Below are 18600 nucleotides of genomic sequence, written 5' to 3'. Positions count from 1 at the left end.
CTTGATTCTCAGGGATTTCGGTACAGATATGTTCACTGAGGTTTGTTTATTGCACTCCTTCCGAACTCTCATTAGAAAGCAAAAAAGATGACAGCCGCCTTTTTGCGAGTGTCATCTTCATTTCATGCTTCAGTTGAGCGGCTCGGCTTACGATAGCGTGCCGTCATTCACCACAAGCCCAAAAATCGTTGCGAATGTGATTGCCTGTGCAGGCGATATGATGCAGCGGCGCAAATCCTCAAGCGACGCTCCAAGACCATTGAACTCGCAGGTACTGATATCAATCCCGCCAAGCTTCGTCTGAGACAGCTGCGCTTGATCAATATTTACCTCCGTTAAGTAAAAGTTGGATAAGGTCATATTAGACATATCTGCTTTGGCAAATGAGCTTTTCTCCAGCTTAACGCCTTTCGCATTCCCAAACCGAAGGACCGCATAATCGGCGATACATTGATCAAAACGAACATTGCGGAGCGTCGCTCCTGTAAGATCCATGCCAAGCAGCTTGCAATTGTGAAAGGAAACGCGGTGCATGATTGCCTCGCTTAGCTCGATATTGGCTAAATCGCAGTTTTCAAAGCGGACATCGGTAAACTCCGCTTTGCGTAGGCTTGTCCCCCGGAATACCACATTATTGAACACGACCCGGTCGAAGCAAGGCTTATAGGCCGACTGATTGTGAATGCCGCAATCCTGAATGATGCTGTCGCTAATTTCATAATCATCCGACCACTCATAATCGGGGACGTCTAGGGCTTGGAGCTGGTCCGGAATTTTGGGAGACTCTATTTTCTCTCTTTTACTGGTCATAGGATTCGGTAACCTGCCTTTATAATGAAGTAGCCTTAGCGGTGGGAAGAAACCTTTGAATATCGTAAGAAATGCTCTACTTCGTATCATACCTTACATTCCCATTCCTCTCAAATTCATAAAATGAGATAATAGCCCTCCAGCCTTCGTTCGGGGGAAATGACAAGCAATTAGGAGATGGCTCGATATCGCTAATGACTTCTTCCCGCTCCCCATCTATAATGTGAATAAATGGAGGTTTACTCTCCGAATAAACCAAATCATTGATTCGAAATAGCAGATAAACAATTCAATATTCAACTAAGCAAATATTTTGTGATTGGACAGAATCGAGGTGCGAGATGAAATACGATATCACGCTGGAGCAGCGCGACCATATCATGGGGACTCTGACGGAGGACCAGCGGCATTTCCTGCATCACGAGCTTGTTAGGGGCAGAAGAACGTTGTTTGCCAGGCAGCTTGCGAGAAAAAAATGCCAATTTATTCCTGAGGATGCTCAATTTGAGGACATTGCCGCTTTCATAGAGGAATGGGACTATATCGGCTTTACAGACAGCGGCGAGGTGTCGCCCCATACGAAATGCGAATGCGGGCGCTCCTTGCGCTATCAGCATCAAGTGCTTCATTTGCCAACGAATACCGTCCGTTATTTCGGCATCGAGCATTTACAGCTCCATACGGGCATCGACGCAAAAGCGATTTCGGACATTATGAAGGGCTTTGACGTGCTCGATGGCGAGCTAAATGAAATGTTATGCAAATATCAGGGCGGCTGGCAGCTTGATCAGCATTTGTTTTTGCCGCTCCCTGCGGAACTCGAAATTCCTGCGGATATCCAGGCGCATATGGACGCCAAGCTTCCGCTGCTTGATCGTCAGGTTGCCCGCATGCGCAGCAGGCTCCATGAGCTTGATCTCGCAAGCAGAAAAAAACGGCTGGCAGCCGCTTTAACTTATTACAATCAAGAAGCGCCACCCTTGCCTGAACCCAATGAGCCTGAGCCCGCCTACGAAGACGGAAGCCTCTTTGATCAACCTGAGGCAGCACAAGGTGCTTTTTCCTTTGATGACGCTGATGTTGCGCAAAGCTCCTTCCGTTTTGATCCATCCAGCGTTTCCCAAAGCGCCTTCAGCTTTGAGGAAACCGGCGGTGGACAAGGAGCGTTCGTATTCGATGAGGCAGAAAACAATCAGGGGGCGTTCGTATTCGATGACGCTAAGGAAAGCCAAGGGGCGTTTGTGTTTGGCGAGCCCTCTTCCGAGCCGCCAGCAGCGGCCGCCTCAGCTTCTCGCGATGCTCGCACCTTTGAGGAGGCCGGCAAGAAGCTGGGAGCCGCCGCATTGCGAGAAGCGGAGCTCAGCGGCTCGCAAGCAAAGAGCTCAAGCCCATTCTACCTGGCGCAATCGGCGCAGCGCGTAGTCGATGATGCTTTGAAATACGGAAGAATCAGCACGCTCGCCATCTCCAATTTCATGATCGAGCAGAAGCTTACTGCGGATGTGCGAATGTCTACGGGCAAACCCGCCATATACATCGCTGTCGCGGCATATCTGGACAAGCTGGCAGCCTCAGGCTTATGCGAGCTCGTAAACGGAAACTCCGAGGACCGCGTTTATTCCAATAGCAAAGACCAGCATTAGCCTTTTACAGCCGAGCCTACGGTAAGCGCATTTTCAACCTGTTCGCTAAACAGAATGTAAATCAATACTGTGGGCAAGCTGGCAATGGTCATCGCTGCCCCCATAGCGCCCCAATCCGTCGTAAATTGCCCCTGGAAAAACAGCAAACCAAGCGGCAGCGTCTTTAACGTTTCTTTCGTAATAAGGATCACGGCCATCGTGAACTCATTCCAGGAGTTTAGAAAAATAAAGATAACCATTGTCGCCAGCGCAGGCTTAATGATCGGCAGCATGATGCTGAAGAACGTTCGGTAAATGCTCGCTCCGTCAATGCAAGCCGACTCTTCCATCTCAATCGGAATGCTCCGGAAGAAGCCATAGAACACCATAGATGCAAATGAAATATTAAAAGCGATGTACGGAACAATTAACGCGCCGTACGTATTCGCCAAATTCAAGTCCCTCACCAAAATCGCCAGCGGAATCATAATCACTTGAATCGGGATAAACATGCCTACGAGAATATACGTATGGGCAATCTTGCTGAAGCGCCAGCGCAGCCTCGCAGCCGCATACGAGAACATGACCGCAAGCAGGATCGCTCCCGCAACTGTAGCCACCGCTACGAGCAGGCTGTTCATGAAATAAACGGGAACATTGTATTTCGACCATGCTTCTACATAATTTTCGAACCGCAAATGCATAGGCGGACCAAACGGGTTCGTAACAAAGATCTCATCATTGTTTTTCAAGGAATAAAAGATCATCCAAACGAGCGGGTATACGGACAATATCGCGTACAGCCACAAAAAGATGGGCATGCCTGGGTTGCTTTTCCTTAACTTCATCATCCACGTCATTTCTGTCCACCTCCTCTAGTAAGAAATTCGTTCCCTGGCAATCAGCCGGTTAATAATCAGCGTCGCAATGAGACATTCGATGACGAGAATCGCTGCCGCGGCACTGCCGTAACCAAACTCTCCTACGCGGAAAGCCGAACGATACATGAGATAAGTGAGCGTATACGTCGATGTTCCTGGACCGCCGCTAGTCATAATGTACATATTGGCAAAAGCGTTAAGCCCACCCGTAATCGCAAACACGAGACAAAACTTATAGGTTTCCGCCATCATCGGAATGTTGATTTTCAATATGGCTTGCAGCTTAGTAGCGCCGTCGATGCGGGCAGCCTCCATATATTGTTCAGGGACAGACTTCACTCCTGCAAGCAGCAAGGCAAAATGATAGCCCATATACTGCCAAGCGTTGACGAATGCAATCGCAACAATCGCCGACTTGCTGCTGGATAGCCAATCCTGCTTATATTCAAGTCCAATCATTTCAAAGATCTTATTGATTAGTCCATACTCACCGTTATAAATGGATAGCCATAACTGACATACAACCGTGATTGAAAGAACCACCGGTATAAAAAAGCTGATGCGCAATAGTTTGCGACCCTTGAATTTAGCATCTGCAACAGCGAACGCAAGAATCGAACCGATCCCAATTTGCGTTACCGTAATAATGACAGCGAAGATAAGGCCATTTTTGAGTGAAGTGAAAAACAAGCTGTCTTGGAACAACCTCGTATAATTGTCGAACCAAATAAAAGTGCCTTCCGAGAGTCCATCCCATTCGTACATGCTGCGGAAAAAGGTTTGTACAATCGGATAAAATACCATGACGGTGTACAGAAGAAGAGCCGGCAATATAAACAATAGAATTGCTGTTTTGTTTCCTAGAAATTTGTTCATTCCATCACTTCCTCTGCTAGTCTGACTTGGTTTGGACGCAGTCCTTTGGCTAGAGAGAGCTAGAACCCACCCCATGCCCTAATTGGAGTGAGTTCTATCCCGCTTAACCGCTATTCCGCATTCCGCAGCCGTTGTTTATTTTGCCGCCGGAATGGCTTTGTTTACATCCTCAATGAATTGCTCCGAGCTGTATGCGCCAGTCATCAAGCTTTGCGACGCATCCTCGATCGCTGCTTTGAACTTCGCATCCGACAAGCCCCATGCAAACGAAGTAGTGCTTGTAATCTTAGCAATGTCATCGGACAACTGCTTCATCATTGGCGGATATTCCGTAACGATCGCTTTATCAACCTTCGTCGATACGAGCGGATTGCCGCGCTCCGTATATTTGTACTCTGCATATTTCAGGGATAGGAACGCTGCAACCTTCGCTGCCACATCTTTATCCTTCGTATCCGGGTTTACCGCATAGCCGCCAGGACCGCCGCCGCCGCTGAACGCATATTTGCTAGCTTCGTAGTTCGCAGCATCTTTGCCTGGGAAGTACATCCAGCCAGCTTTGTCGCCAAGCTGCTTCGTTGATTCTGCGATTTCCCATTGTCCGTTCAGGAACATGGCCGCTTTGCCTTGGTGGAATAGAGCAGCTGCTTGGTCATAGTTTAGATTCGTTGCGCCCTTCGGAAGCATGCCGGCTTTAACAAGCTCAATAATTTTGTCAGCAGCTTCTTTGTAAGCAGGGTCGCTTGCGCTTGCCTCGCCTTTATCAAGCTTCAAGATGCCTTGCGGCTCGTTTCTGGTCACGAACATATCGAACAAGGCAACCGTTGGCCATTTTTCTTTGGCGAATAAAGACATCGGCGTAATGCCCGCTGCATTAAACGCTTTGACAGCCGTCATCAGCTCATCGTAAGTCGTTGGCACTTTCACGCCATTTTGTTCAAACAGCTCTTTGTTGTAATAAAGCAATACAAATTCATTTCCCGCGTAAGGGAAAGCATACGTGTGGCCGTCGTCTGCCACTAGCGTGTTCATCGTGCTCGGATACATTTTGTCTCTGAAGCCCAGCTCATCTACATAGGAATCCAGTTCTAAAATATTGCCGGATTTTTTGAACGTCGTAATGATATCCAGACCCGCTTGGTAAATGTCAGGAAGGTTGCCTGTTGCCGCATAGGTTTTCAGCTTTTGGCCGTCATCCTGCGCCTGCACTTCCAGCTCCAGCTCCACGTTTGGCATTTCCTTCTTTAACTCTGCTACTGCATAATCATAAGGAAGCTTCGTGTCGTCATCCGCATACTGTGCGTAAATACGGAGCTTAACCGGTTTGGCCTCTTCCGCTTTCGTCTCTTCCGGTGCGGCATTCGTCGCCGTCTCTTTATTTCCTTCATCGGTCGTTTTGTTGTTAGCTGCCTCATTATTGCCCGCGGAGCCGCAGGCAGCCACGAATACCAAACAAAGACTCATCATAAAAATAGCCATCTTTTTCATTGCTTTTCCCCCTAAAGTTTAGTCTGGCAAACACCGCTTTTGTACGCTTTTTGTACGCTTTCTGTACGCTCACATTAGAAGCCTCTGCTTGCTCGTTCTGCGTTTCTTTACATTTCCGAGTATAAAGAATTCCACTGCATTAGATAATGAAGAAACTGCGCACTTTTGGTAAAATCCGCAGTTTTTAACCAATAAAGAGCCGCTATTGGCGGCTCTTCTCGTATTCGCTGGGCGAATATCCATAAAACTTTTTGAAGCTTTTGCTAAAATACCCTGGGTCATTATATCCGACCTTCTCCGCTATGTCCGTTAGCCGCACCGTGTTGCGAGCGAGCAACTCCTTAGCCTGCTGCATCCGGTATTGGGTTAAATAGTCGCTAACCGTAATGCCGATCTCCTTCTTGAATACCGCGCGCAAATAGCTCGCATTAATAAACACATGCTGCGCAATTTGCTCGAGCTGTAGGCTCGGATCAGCGTAATTCTGCTCGATATACGCTTTCGCCGACTTGGCTATTTTGGATGAGCGGGTGTTGCGATGCTTGCTGTTATATACAACCGCTTTGTGAAACAGCTCCTTGATCCAATCAAACGTCAGCTCTGCCGACTCGAATTTGCGAATCTCGTTATACGGATAAAACTGCTCCCCAAAGCAATCTGCAATCGGATGGCCCGACTCTTCGAAGTAGGAGAGGTTCACCGATATAAGCCCCATACATATGACATAGATATAATCAATGGACAGCCGCCGCTCGCGTATCGTTTGAAATAGATCATCCAACTTGCGCTCGAGCTGCTCCCAGCTGTTCAGCCGAAGCAGGACAAGCAGCTCTTCATTAGCCTCGGTAGGATAAAAAGGCTCATTGACGCTGTTTGGCAACTGCTCGCCATAGGCAATCACACGGTCATGCCCCAGCACAAATTTGTTTTGCAGCGCTTCGAGCGCTTCACCATAGGAGGCGTGAACCCCCTTGATTCCCTCCTTGCTGCGCCCAACGCCAACCGTAATCGTAAATTTCAAATATTTTTTAATTAGAAAACAAAGCTTCTTGTAGCCTTCCAATGAAGGCAATACATCCCCCTGCTCGCCCTGATGCCGAACCAAACAAAGAATGCGCCCTTCCGGACCGTTAAAAATCAAATGGTTGCCGCTCTCTTCCATCGCTTCATTCAGGACATTCGTCACCGCGTACTTCATAAGCAGCCGATCGCTTGCCTTGCCCCACTTCCGGTCCATATGATCAATCTCCACGCAGGCGATCACATAAAATCCGGGCTCCGCTTGAAAGCCGAGCTGCTGAAGCCGCCTGATCGTCTCCTCCTCCGACAGCGCGTATTCACGGCTAATCAATTGACCAAGAAAGCTCTCCTTCATCAGTTCCGTATTTTCCCGCAGCGTCAGCTTCTCCTCCTGCGCCTTCTGATATTGCTGACGCAGCTTGACCAGCGTCAACAGCAGCTCGTCTTTGGAGAAGGGCTTCAAAATATAATCCTCGACACCGAGCTTGAGCGCCTTGCGGGCATATTCAAATTCGTTATGACCGGTAATGAGCACGATGCTCACCTCGGGATATTGCTCTTTCAGCTTCTCCGACAACTCCAGACCATCCATAAACGGCATCGTAATATCAATTAAGGCGATATCGGGGCAGTCCTCATGAATGAGCGCAAGCGCTTCGACTCCATTCCTTGCTTCCTTGCTGATTGTGAAACCAAGCGTCTCCCAATCCAGCACCGTCCTCAAGTAATCACGAAAAATAAGCTCGTCATCCACGATCATTACTTTTTGCATCTATTCCCTCGTCCCCTTCAATCGCTCGTCTGGTATGGAAGCTCCACGGTTACCACGGAGCCATGCCCGCTCTCGCTATCGATGAGCAAGCCATACTGCTCTCCGAAATACAATTTGATTCGTTCATTCACGCTGCATATGCCATAGCCAACCTGCTGGCTTGAATCATTCAAGCTTCCCTTAATCCGCAGGAGACGCTCCTCCGTAATGCCCGCACCGTCATCCTTAACGGTTAAAATAACCTTCTGCTCCTCGCGTCTTGCTTCGATGGTAAGCTGGCCGAAGGTCGGTTTGTTTTTCAAACCGTGGTAGATCGCATTTTCGACGAGCGGCTGAATCGTCAGCTTCGGAATGGTGCAATTCAACACATCAGGACCCACATTAATCTCAAAATCAAACACATCGGAATACCGAATCCGCTGAATCGATAAATAATCCATTACGCTGCGAATTTCATCCTCCAGCCGAATTTGGTCTTTTCCTTGGCTTAGCGCCACACGGTAAAAGTCAGCCAGTGCCTTTGTCGTCCGCTGCACATCCCTCGTCCGTCCCATCTCCGATAAGGTATAAATGACATCCAAGGTGTTGTATAGGAAATGCGGCTTAATCTGTGCTTGCATAAGCGCCAGCTCGTACTCGCGCTTCTTCCTTTGCTCGGCGTTTATGTTCATAAGCAGCTCTTTGATGCGCCCCATCATCGTATTGAAGCCTGAAGCCAGCAAACCGATTTCATCCCCCGAGCCCACCTCCAGCTGCTGATCCAAATTGCCTTCCTTAATCTTCTTCATATGCCGCGACAAATGAACAATCGGCTTCGCGATGACATTGGACAGGAGCCGTGCTCCAATTAAGGCAAAGACAAAACAGACAAGCCCGATTAATATAATCAATATTGTAATTTTGCCAGTATCCTCCGTCAGCAAAGCATAAGGCGCCATCGAAATCAGCCGTCCATTCAAGCTAGGAATCGCCGTGCTGATCAGCAGCATCTTGCCTTGCTCTGTGGTGTGAACAGCGGTTAGCTCCTCGCTTTCCACGACCCAGCTCCGCAGGCCCGGTTCTTCAATCTGCTGCAAAACCGCGTCCTTATTTTGTGAGGAAACGATTCGCCCTTCTCCGTCCGCTATAAAATAGGACCCTTCCTTAATCGAGCCTATATCTCTATACACTGCGGATAAAGCGCTCTCACGGATGTTCAAAATAATATAGCCCAACGGCGCTCCCGTATTTATGTTGACGATTCGTTTGCCAAGCGTAAGGACGGGCTCGCCTTTGTCCGTGACCAAATACTCTCTTCGCTCCATTGGAAACCACAAATTAGCGCCATTGGATTGCCTCAGCCGCTGCAGCATCGCGCTGCTGGCTGCCAGCTCTGCTTCGCTTTCCATTGCAAGATTCGAGCCATAGATCCGGTTTTCCTGATCGATAAAAGCAGCCGATTCCACATCCCGGAAGACGACCAGCGCAAAGCTGAGCTGGTTCGTAATCTTCGTGTACTGCTGCAACTCCGACACTTGACCCCTCGTCTGTTCTTCTACAAGCACCTTATTTAAATTCAACGTCAGCATATTGGCCGAGCTTATCGCGTTCGTCAAAATCCCATTAATTTGCGTAATAATGAGCGAGGAATTGTCAGAAGCGTTTTTTACCGTTTTCTCAACAATCGCATTCGTGTAAATATGATGGGACGCGAAGCCGAGTACAAAGAGCGGGATAATAATGAGCGGAACATAAACTAGCGTGATTTTATTGCGGATTAACAAATTCCTGAACCATTCGAATCGTTTAAACTGCTTAACCATGTTCACCTGACGCCCCTTAAGCAGATTCGTATTTTTACTATGTTTACTAAATAATATAAAGCCCTGTAAGCGGTTAATCAATCAAAATAAATAGAATGCATGGAACGAACGCAAGGAGAAGCAGGCTAAACGATGAAAATGTTTTATTTATTGGTCACTCCCTGCCCCAATTTTCTTAATAACGCTCAAATCTGCTGAAACCATGTATGTTCAAATAGTAACTTATGATTTGACGACTGAAACTTTATAAGCTGATTAGAAAATTACGTTTCTCCAAAACGATCCTCGCCCTTCGCTAACCCTTCACTCTTTAAGTTCAATTTGTATAGGAAACTTACGGCAACTGCTGCTGCACTTAATCAAAATTACCTTTATGTAAATATTTCTTTACTTTTCGATACACTCTATTTGATTTAGCAGGAATTCCTCCCGCTATTTCAATGGATTTTAGATTTTCGGGACATTTAGCGGGATTTTCTCCCGTTATTTCGCAGGATTCCCCCTAAAGTGACGTATGACGGTTAGATTAACAGGACTAATTCCATCTAATTCATTTTTCGAGTGAATTTTGCTATTTTAGCGGGAGAAATTCCATCTATTTCACAAATTCTAACCAACAACCCAGCTACCTTGCATGCTCAGACAAAAAGAGTAACTAATCACTCAACCTTCAGAAATACGCTCGCTATTCCACGCATGACAAATAGGTCGCTACACGGGCACGCAAACTTGCCCATCATAGCTGCAGCAGCTAGTTTCAGCTCCATCATATCCTGTAACTTATAACTCATAGCAAATTAAGCAACCCTTGTTTTTTTACTAGTTTAACTAAAAAAAATCTCAACACAGGCTACTCCCCTTGTTTGAGATTTTTACTATCCATATTTTATTGCTTATATCGAAAGCTTGACCACAACCAAAATATCCCCTCATGGTCTGAGCAGACGTCACCGCCTCGTCTGCCTAGAAACTGCTCTAATCCTACCTGCGCCTGCAAACGGCTGGCAACCTCCTGAACCAATAAGTCTCCGGCATAATGCCCCAGTGTATCGTTCACATATTTAAAACGATCTAAATCAAGAAACAGCATCGATCAATGAATTAGATATGTAAAAACGAGGAAATAGCCGATGCATTACTCTCGTTATTTTTTACCATAATAATATAAACTGCAACATTAACGGGCTAATTTCCGTTTTTACCTTTTGAAAAACAAAATAATAAACACCGAGGAGATTGATTACATTGAAAAAAAGTTATTTTGCTTTTATGCTCGTGATTGCGCTGGGGCTCGTTCTAACCGCATGCTCTGGGTCCAAAAATTCCGATGCCAATTCCAATTCATCCGCCCATAAAGAAAACCAATTTACAACATCGAAGACAACTAAAGAGATGGTTGACGGCATGCTTGCCAAAATTGAGCAGCCTGCGTTAATCGAAATGACAGGCGATATGGTTAAGCAAATGTATTACTTCGACCCCGCTTTGCTTGAGGAGTATACGATTATGTCGCCGATGATGAACGTCAAGACAAACGAGGTCGCTATTTTCAAAGTCAAGGATGCCAAGGATATCGCTGCCGTTGAGGCTGGCATTAAGAAGCGTGCGGAGGACATCCAAAAAACGTTCGAAACGTATCTCCAAGACCAATATGAGAATGCCAAAAACTACAAGCTCGTAACCAAAGGCAATTACGTATTTTTTGTTATTTCCGAAAGTGCCGACCAGTTTGTAACTGAATTCGACTCCTACTTCGAGCAAAAATAACGAGTATGGTATTCAGCAGCCTTCTCTTTCTTTTTCTCTTTCTGCCTGCTGTGCTGCTGCTTTATTTCGTATCCCCGTGGAGACTGAAAAACCTCGTCTTATTCGTGACAAGCCTCATTTTTTATGCTTGGGGCGAGCCCGTATATATCGCGATCATGCTGCTTTCCACGGTTACGGACTACGGCTTCGGCTTGCTGCTAAGCAATCCGAAGCGCAGCAGCCTGCAGCGAAAATGGATTGTTGTCGCCTCTATTGCCGTTAATTTAACGCTGCTCGGCTATTTTAAATACGCTGATTTCCTTATACAAAACGTTAATGGACTGCTGGGTACGCAAATCCCGTTAACCGAGCTTGCGCTGCCTATCGGCATTTCTTTTTATACGTTTCAGTCCATGTCCTACATTATTGATATTTACAAAGGAACCGCGAAAGCACAGCGCAACTGGCTTGACTTCGCGACCTTCGTTGCCCTGTTCCCGCAGCTTGTTGCCGGGCCGATCGTTCAATATTCGACGATCGCGGAACAGCTGCGCCACCGCACCGTCAGCACGGAGCTATTTGCGGAGGGCGTGCGCAGATTCATTATTGGACTCGCCAAAAAAGTGCTGCTGGCCAACAACATCGGGTTGCTCTGGCATACGATTTCCAGCTCCAGCATCGATACGCTGCCTGCCTTGACTGCTTGGCTAGGCATTATCGCTTTTGCCTTTCAAATCTACTTTGATTTCAGCGGCTATTCCGATATGGCTATCGGTCTCGGCTTAATGTTTGGTTTTCGTTTTAACGAGAACTTTAACCGCCCCTATACGGCACAAAGCATCACCGACTTTTGGCGGCGCTGGCATATTTCGCTTAGTACCTGGTTCCGCGATTATGTGTACATTCCGCTTGGCGGCAATCGTAAAGGACCGTGGAAGCAGCTCCGTAACATTATGATTGTATGGCTGCTGACCGGCATTTGGCATGGCGCTAGCTGGAACTTTCTCCTGTGGGGATTGTATTTCGGGGTGATTCTCGTGTTCGAGAAATGGCTCGGCTTGCGCTGGCTTGAACGGATGCCAGCGGCAGTAAGGCATCTCTATGCGCTGCTGCTCATTCTGATCGGCTGGGTCTTTTTCGCCTTTGATGAGCTGTCAGCAATGGGTGCTTATTTTGCTGCCATGTTTGGGGCTAACTCATTGTGGAATCAAGAATCATTTTACCTGTTATATACGAATGCCCTATTAATCCTATTGCTCGTTGCGGCGTCTATGCCGAAGCGGAAAGAAGGCCGCGGCTTGTGGCCGTCCGTTCAGCTTGGCTGGCATGCTGCGCTGTTCTTGATGTCGGTCGCTTATTTGGTTGACGCAACGTTCAATCCATTTTTATATTTCCGTTTTTAAATGTGAAGGAGGCTGATAGAGGTGAACAAGAAAACGGACCGCGTTTTTGTATGGGGCTTCGTCAGCATTCTATTTGCCTTGTCGTTATTGTTTTTCGTGCTGCCTGTGCAGGTGTTCTCTGACGTAGAGAATCGCACGCTTCAGAAAGCGCCCAAGCTAACTTGGGACAATCTCTGGTCTAAGACCTTTTCCGATGAATCGGAAAGCTATGTGACCGACCATTTCCCCTTCCGGAACGGCTGGGTAGCAACGAAATCATTGCTAGAGCAGCTCCGCCTGCAGCAGGAGAATAACGGCATTTACAAAGGCTCGGACGGCTATTTGTTCGAAAAATTTAACGAGCCCAACTATACCGAGCTTGAAGAATACACGGCCGCAGTTGAGAAATTCGCCCTCAATCATTTGGATGCGAAAATATCTTTTTTGCTAGCGCCTACCTCGATCGGTTTGTATCCTGAGCGTTTGCCTTGGCTCGCAGAAGCCTATCCGCAAACGAAGGTAAACAGCATAATCGGCGAGCAGTTGCATAGCAGTCTTTCTTTTATGGACGGTTTTGATATCTTAGGTGCAGCAGCTAGCGGCTCCAAGCCCATTTATTACAAAACCGATCATCACTGGTCCACATATGGCGCTTATCTCGCTTATGACGCCTATGCTAAGCAAATGGGATGGACTCCTGCAGCCGAGACGGACTTCGACATCGAGACCGTAACGAATTCTTTTCTGGGCAGCTACCATACACGCAGCCAGTTCAGCGGTTTAAAGCCCGATTCGATTCAAGCCTACAAGGCCAAAAACAAGCTGGCAACGGAGATGTATGTCGCGGATACCGATCAAACTTACGAAAGCATGTACGATGAGAGCAACTTAGCCAAAAAAGACAAATACTCGTACTTTCTCGGCGGCGTTCATGCCCTAATGACGCTTCACAGCGAGCTGCCCGCAGAGAAAACCGATCTGGATAAGCTGCTGGTCATCAAGGATTCCTACGCGCACAGCTTTCTGCCTTTCCTTACGCAGCACGTAAAGGATATCCACGTCATCGACATTCGCTACTACAACGGCAGCATCAGCGAATACATGGAGCAAAACGGGATCAAAGACGTACTGCTGCTCTTTAACACAACAACCTTCATGACCGAGCGGAATCTATTGAAGCTGAAGTATTAGGCATGGCATGGAATCGGATAGAATCATCGCTCCTGTTCATTTGATTTAGATGGAATTTCTCCCACTATTTTAAAGATTTTTCGAATTTAGAGACATTTAGATGGATTTTCTCCTGTTAATAATGCCAAATCAGCTGAATACAACCGAAATTGGTTAAATGAACAGGAAAAAATCCTTCTATTTTATACAAATATAAAATAAATCCATTTTAGAAGGATGAATTCCTTCTAAATCAAGGTCACTACGTATAACTCAATAAGCCACTCGAAAAACGAATAAAAACAGCTTATTGTCAGCTCAGCGATCCCGTTTCTTTTTCGCCTCGTAACGCTCTATGGCCTCTTTGGCCAAATCGCGGCTCGGTAGCTTCGAGTTCATACGGAGCAGCAGCACAATAATGAACACTAATAAAATGATAATTACAATTCCCAGCTTACTCCCCCCTTAATGGAACAATCCCTGAAGCTTTTACATGATCAAGAAAACGAACAATCACAGGTTTATCTGGCGGACTAAGCTCGCTTGGCAGGTCATCAAAATCAAAGAACCGCAAATCCAAAACCTCTTCGCCATCTCCCGCAAGCGTCCCTTCAAAGTCCACACAAACATAGGCTGTAACGACATTAAACACCTCATCACCATGAGGATATTTGTAATACAACTCAATACCCGAAAAAACATCGAACAGAGCCAGCTTGTTTGCAATCAGTCCCGTTTCCTGAAAAAGCTCCCTTTTCGCCACCTCAGTTAACGATTCCCCTGGCTCCATCGCTCCTCCGGGCAGGCCCCATAAACCGTTATCTGACCTCCGCTGCAAGAGCAAAGATCTTTCGTCGCACAGCAAAATACAGGCTCCTGCCATAATAAGCGGCCTTGTACCCACGAGTTTTCTAAGCTCTTGGATATATCCCATCATGAGCCCTCCTCTCCATGATTTCTAACCAGCCTGAGGATAAGTAACACCCGGTATCTTCGCTGTACTTTTCGTTATTGATAGCCGCCCTCCGCTTCAGGCAGCTTTATATATTCCGGCTTTTCCTCTACGATATCTTGGATAAGCCTCCGCAGCTCTAGTACCTGCTCAGCTTCATCCGTCAAATTGCAATGTTTATCCGTCCACGTAAAGGTATTCGTTTCTCCATTAATGCTAATTTCCCACATGTCTTCGCTAAAAGGTACACGTTCGCAGCCGCTCACTGCTGGCGAAAGATTCTGTATGGCCATAATGTTGATGTCTCTCATTTTCAAATATATGCTGTTTAACTCTTCTTTTGTAAATTTAATTTTCGCTGATGCAGTCCCATTCTCGATCAAATCCTTTGTAACCGTTCCTTGAAACGTGTTAATCTCGTTTTTGTTGACCGTCCCGATACCAAAGCGAACCATGAAATTAAATGTGCTGGGCATGTCCTTCGGCATTTTGTTTGGTGCCTTAGTTGTTTCTATATGTTGATCCGTATCGGATTCTATATTCAAGTTTGATTTTGCTTCGCAGCCTGCAGTAACAAGCAGCAACGCGAATAAAACAGCGTATAATCTTTTCAAAAGAATGTCCTCCTCTTATTTCCGCCTAGCATTTAGACGGCGATAATAGGAAATAGTTGCGCATTTCAGATCAATGAGGTTGTTTTTGAGCAAAAAAGAACCGAGGAATGCCAAAATATTCAAACTGGATGCCAAATTGGCATCCCAGAGCAGATATAAACTTGTTGCAAATATTACCATATTCATGATTTGTTGTGCCATCTTCTTGTACGAATAACTCACCACCGTGACGATGCTTATCACATTGTTATTAGTAAAAAAAGAAAGAGAGCGTTATGATTTGCTCTCTTCCTTTTTTACGATATACACTGTTCATCTATTATTAATACAAACGATATTCGTGTTGTTTGTGGCTTATTTTTCGACAGGTGCAGCATAATCAATTGCACGAAGAATTAGCGTTAATGCTTCAGCTCTTGATGCTTCAAGATTTGCTCCGAATTCATTTTCGGTTTTCCCCTTAATCAAACCATGCTTCAGAGCTGTAGCAACATATGCTTTCGCAAATTGAGGAATGTTTTGTGAATCATTAAACGTTAAGGAATCCGCAGACTCCAGTTCAAGTCCGAGAGCACGAACCACCATTACAACCATTTCAGAACGTGAGATATTTGAGGCTGCTCTGAATGTGTTGTCCTCATAACCACTAATAATTCCTGCTGCAACAACTTGTTGAATCAATGACTGAGCCCAAGCTGGGATACTATTATCATCAGCAAAAGTAACGGTTTCTGTTGCCTTATCGAGCTTGAAAGCACGAGCAATCAGTGTTGTAAATTCAGCGCGGTTAATAGAAGCATTCGGCTTAAATGTGCCATCTGCATAACCATTAGCTATCCCTAGAGATACAGCACGCTCAATCACACTTGCAGCCCAGTGGCTTTTAACATCATTAAAAGTAGGAGTTGGTTTAACCTCTCCTGGATTTTCTTCGTTGTTTGAAGAATCTTCACCAGGATTAGTTGTGGTATTTCCACCTGTGTTGCCTGTACTTGAACCTGGTCCTGGATTAGTGCCAGGGTCGGTTCCTGGATCAGTTCCTGGGTTTGTACCCGGGTCGGTTCCTGGATCTGTTCCTGGATCTGTTCCTGGATCTGTTCCTGGATCTGTTCCTGGATCAGTTCCTGGATTTGTTTCATCCGTAACTGCAGTAGTTAGAGCTATTAGCTGCGCTTGAAGCTCAGCTTCACGTGATAGCAAATGGTCGACTTCACTTGCTGCTGCAATGGCTTGGGTTAGCGCATCGCTTTTGTTCTCCAAAGCGTTAGCTTCTACTAGCTTAGCTTTCAATGCCGCTCTCGTTTGAGCAGTAGCATCTTGATTGATCATAATATAAGTTAGGTGGTTACCCTGGTGGCCGCCTGCACTGTACGTAATTCGACCAACGATCGGAGCGGTAAAGCTATCGATGGCATAATCAAACACTTTTGCGATGATGACGTCTTCGGCATTATAAATGGAGGATACTTCTGTCGGAGTTACGCCGTCCATTTCAAGCTTCAGATTAATCGAGGATTGCACTACGCTTACGCGTAAATACTTCTGTCCATTAAATTCATAGGTTTTCGCATCGTAATAGTTGTTGCCTACGGTACCATCATACGATACATTTTTGTCCGAATACTTCACGTAGTTCAACGTCGCTGCGGTTAGTTCCACTGTTTCTTTGGCAATGGCTGTAGTTAGCGCCGTTAGCTGCGCTTGAAGCTCAGCTTCACGCGATAGCAAATGATCAACTTCACTTGCTGCTGCAATGGCTTGGGTTAGCGCAACGCTTTTGTTCTCCAAAGCGTTAGCTTCTACTAGCTTAGCTTTTAATGCCGCTCTCGTTTGAGCAGTAGCATCTTGATTGATCATAATATAAGTTGGGTGGTTACCCTGGAAGCCGCCTGCACTGTACGTAATTCGACCAACGATCGGAGCGGTAAAGCTATCGACGGCATAATCAAACACTTTTGCGATGACGACGTCTTCAGCATTGTAAATGGAGGACACTTCTGTCGGAGTTACGCCGTCCATTTCAAGCTTCAGATTAATCGAGGATTGCACAACGCTTACGCGCAAATACTTCTGTCCATTAAATTCATAGGTTTTTGCATCGTAATAGTTGTTGCCTACGGTACCGTCATACGATACATTTTTGTCCGAATACTTCACGTAGTTCAACGTCGCTGCGGTTAGTTCCACTGTTTCTTTGGCAATGGCTGCAGTTAGCGCCGTTAGCTGCGCTTGAAGCTCAGCTTCACGTGATAGCAAATGGTCGACTTCACTTGCTGCTGCAATGGCTTGGGTTAGCGCAACGCTTTTGTTCTCCAAAGCGTTAGCTTCTACTAGCTTAGCTTTTAATGCCGCTCTCGTTTGAGCAGTAGCATCTTGATTAATGATAATATAAGTTGGGTGGTTACCCTGGAAGCCGCCTGCACTGTACGTAATTCGACCAATGATTGGAGCGGTAAAGCTATCGACGGCATAATCAAACACTTTTGCGATGACGACGTCTTCAGCATTATAAATGGAGGACACTTCTGTCGGAATTACGCCGTCCATTTCAAGCTTCAGATTAATCGAGGATTGCACAACGCTTACGCGCAAATACTTCTGTCCATTAAATTCATAGGTTTTTGCATCGTAATAGTTGTTGCCTACGGTACCGTCATACGATACATTTTTGTCCGAATACTTCACGTAGTTCAACGTCGCTGCGGTTAGTTCCATTGTTTCTTTGGCAATGGCTGCAGTTAGCGCCGTTAGCTGCGCTTGAAGTTCAGCTTCACGCGATAGCAAATGGTCGACTTCACTTGCTGCTGCAATGGCTTGGGTTAGCGCATCGCTTTTGTTCTCCAAAGCGTTAGCTTCTACTAGCTTAGCTTTTAATGCCGCTCTCGTTTGAGCAGTAGCATCTTGATTGATCATAATATAAGTTGGGTGATTACCCTGGAAGCCGCCTGCACTGTACGTAATTCGACCAACGATTGGAGCGGTAAAGCTATCGATGGCATAATCAAACACTTTTGCGATGACGACGTCTTCAGCATTATAAATGGAGGACACTTCTGTCGGAATTACGCCGTCAATGACAAGTTTTAAATTAATCGTTGATTCCAGTACGCTTACGCGCAAATACTTCTGTCCATTAAATTCATAGGTTTTCGCATCGTAGTAGTTGCTACCTACAGTACTGTCATACGATACATTTTTGTCCGAATTTTTGACGTAATTCAATGTCACAGCTGTTAACTCTAACTGCGCTGCATGCACCGTTGCTGAAAAACCTGAAAGTAGAGAAAATAATAATGAGATCAAAACCACGATAGAAACCTTTTGTTTCACATTTGTTTCAAATAAACTACCCAACATTTCGGTTAACCTCTCCTTATGTAGAAAATAAATACTGGTGACAATTAGAATCATTAATGATTATCATTCTCATTAATTGACCAAAAAAAAACCGCTCTTAGAAACAGA

At 46.0% G+C, this 18600-nt stretch carries 14 protein-coding genes; 4 read left to right on the top strand and 10 right to left on the bottom strand.

Translation table 11 applies throughout. The annotated features are described in order from the left end of the window. Positions 1-147 precede the first annotated feature (147 nt). Positions 148-810, bottom strand: coding sequence for a pentapeptide repeat-containing protein (locus FJQ58_RS10550; RefSeq protein WP_162341418.1), 663 nt, complete (start codon positions 808-810; stop codon positions 148-150). A gap of 341 nt (positions 811-1151) precedes the next feature. Here FJQ58_RS10550 and FJQ58_RS10545 point away from each other — a divergent pair, with 341 nt between their 5' ends. Then, on the top strand, positions 1152-2453 hold the full coding sequence (locus FJQ58_RS10545; RefSeq protein WP_139993070.1) for a DUF3895 domain-containing protein: 1302 nt from the start codon (positions 1152-1154) through the stop codon (positions 2451-2453). On the opposite strand, the gene FJQ58_RS10540 is transcribed toward FJQ58_RS10545, so the two are convergent. From FJQ58_RS10540 to FJQ58_RS10515, 6 genes are all read right to left on the bottom strand, one after another. Beyond that, positions 2450-3292, bottom strand: coding sequence for a carbohydrate ABC transporter permease (locus FJQ58_RS10540; protein WP_139993068.1), 843 nt, complete (start codon positions 3290-3292; stop codon positions 2450-2452). The two genes, FJQ58_RS10545 and FJQ58_RS10540, sit on opposite strands and share 4 nt — an antisense overlap. Before the next feature lie 15 nt (positions 3293-3307). Beyond that, positions 3308-4189, bottom strand: coding sequence for a carbohydrate ABC transporter permease (locus FJQ58_RS10535; RefSeq protein ID WP_139993066.1), 882 nt, complete (start codon positions 4187-4189; stop codon positions 3308-3310). Positions 4190-4324: 135 nt separating this feature from the next. Next, positions 4325-5677 carry an ABC transporter substrate-binding protein gene (locus tag FJQ58_RS10530; protein WP_139993064.1) on the bottom strand — a complete coding sequence of 451 codons (1353 nt, stop codon included), beginning with the start codon at positions 5675-5677 and terminating at the stop codon, positions 4325-4327. A 202-nt stretch (positions 5678-5879) separates the two neighbouring features. Next, positions 5880-7469 carry a response regulator gene (locus tag FJQ58_RS10525; protein ID WP_139993062.1) on the bottom strand — a complete coding sequence of 530 codons (1590 nt, stop codon included), beginning with the start codon at positions 7467-7469 and terminating at the stop codon, positions 5880-5882. Positions 7470-7486: 17 nt separating this feature from the next. Then, positions 7487-9271 carry a sensor histidine kinase gene (locus tag FJQ58_RS10520; protein WP_139993060.1) on the bottom strand — a complete coding sequence of 595 codons (1785 nt, stop codon included), beginning with the start codon at positions 9269-9271 and terminating at the stop codon, positions 7487-7489. 886 nt (positions 9272-10157) lie between these two features. After that, positions 10158-10361: a diguanylate cyclase gene (locus FJQ58_RS10515; protein ID WP_139993058.1), complete on the bottom strand. Its 204-nt coding sequence runs from the start codon at positions 10359-10361 to the stop codon at positions 10158-10160. 155 nt (positions 10362-10516) lie between these two features. Here FJQ58_RS10515 and FJQ58_RS10510 point away from each other — a divergent pair, with 155 nt between their 5' ends. From FJQ58_RS10510 to FJQ58_RS10500, 3 genes are read left to right on the top strand one after another with little or no spacing between them, the layout of a single operon-like run. Further along, positions 10517-11038 (top strand): DUF4358 domain-containing protein, encoded by a 522-nt coding sequence (locus tag FJQ58_RS10510; protein WP_139993056.1) that lies wholly within the window; start codon positions 10517-10519, stop codon positions 11036-11038. 5 nt (positions 11039-11043) lie between these two features. Next, a complete protein-coding gene (locus tag FJQ58_RS10505; protein ID WP_139993054.1) occupies positions 11044-12420 on the top strand; it encodes an MBOAT family O-acyltransferase in 1377 nt (458 codons plus the stop codon). 21 nt (positions 12421-12441) lie between these two features. Next, complete coding sequence (locus FJQ58_RS10500; RefSeq protein WP_139993052.1) at positions 12442-13590, top strand: DHHW family protein; 1149 nt, start codon at positions 12442-12444, stop codon at positions 13588-13590. A gap of 433 nt (positions 13591-14023) precedes the next feature. Here FJQ58_RS10500 and FJQ58_RS10495 read toward each other — a convergent pair whose 3' ends face one another. From FJQ58_RS10495 to FJQ58_RS10485, 3 genes are all read right to left on the bottom strand, one after another. Next, on the bottom strand, positions 14024-14503 hold the full coding sequence (locus tag FJQ58_RS10495; protein WP_139993050.1) for an NUDIX hydrolase: 480 nt from the start codon (positions 14501-14503) through the stop codon (positions 14024-14026). A gap of 74 nt (positions 14504-14577) precedes the next feature. Then, the gene (locus tag FJQ58_RS10490; RefSeq protein WP_139993048.1) at positions 14578-15135 is read right to left on the bottom strand and encodes a hypothetical protein; all 558 of its coding nucleotides are present in this window, start codon (positions 15133-15135) and stop codon (positions 14578-14580) included. A gap of 354 nt (positions 15136-15489) precedes the next feature. Then, on the bottom strand, positions 15490-18492 hold the full coding sequence (locus tag FJQ58_RS10485; protein ID WP_139993046.1) for an S-layer homology domain-containing protein: 3003 nt from the start codon (positions 18490-18492) through the stop codon (positions 15490-15492). Between the last annotated feature and the right edge of the window lie 108 nt (positions 18493-18600).

The organism is Paenibacillus paridis, from assembly GCF_006345825.1.
Classification (GTDB): domain Bacteria; phylum Bacillota; class Bacilli; order Paenibacillales; family Paenibacillaceae; genus Pristimantibacillus; species Pristimantibacillus paridis.
The sequence above is the reverse complement of the archived record's forward strand: the minus strand, read 5'-3'. Positions and strand labels throughout refer to the sequence as shown.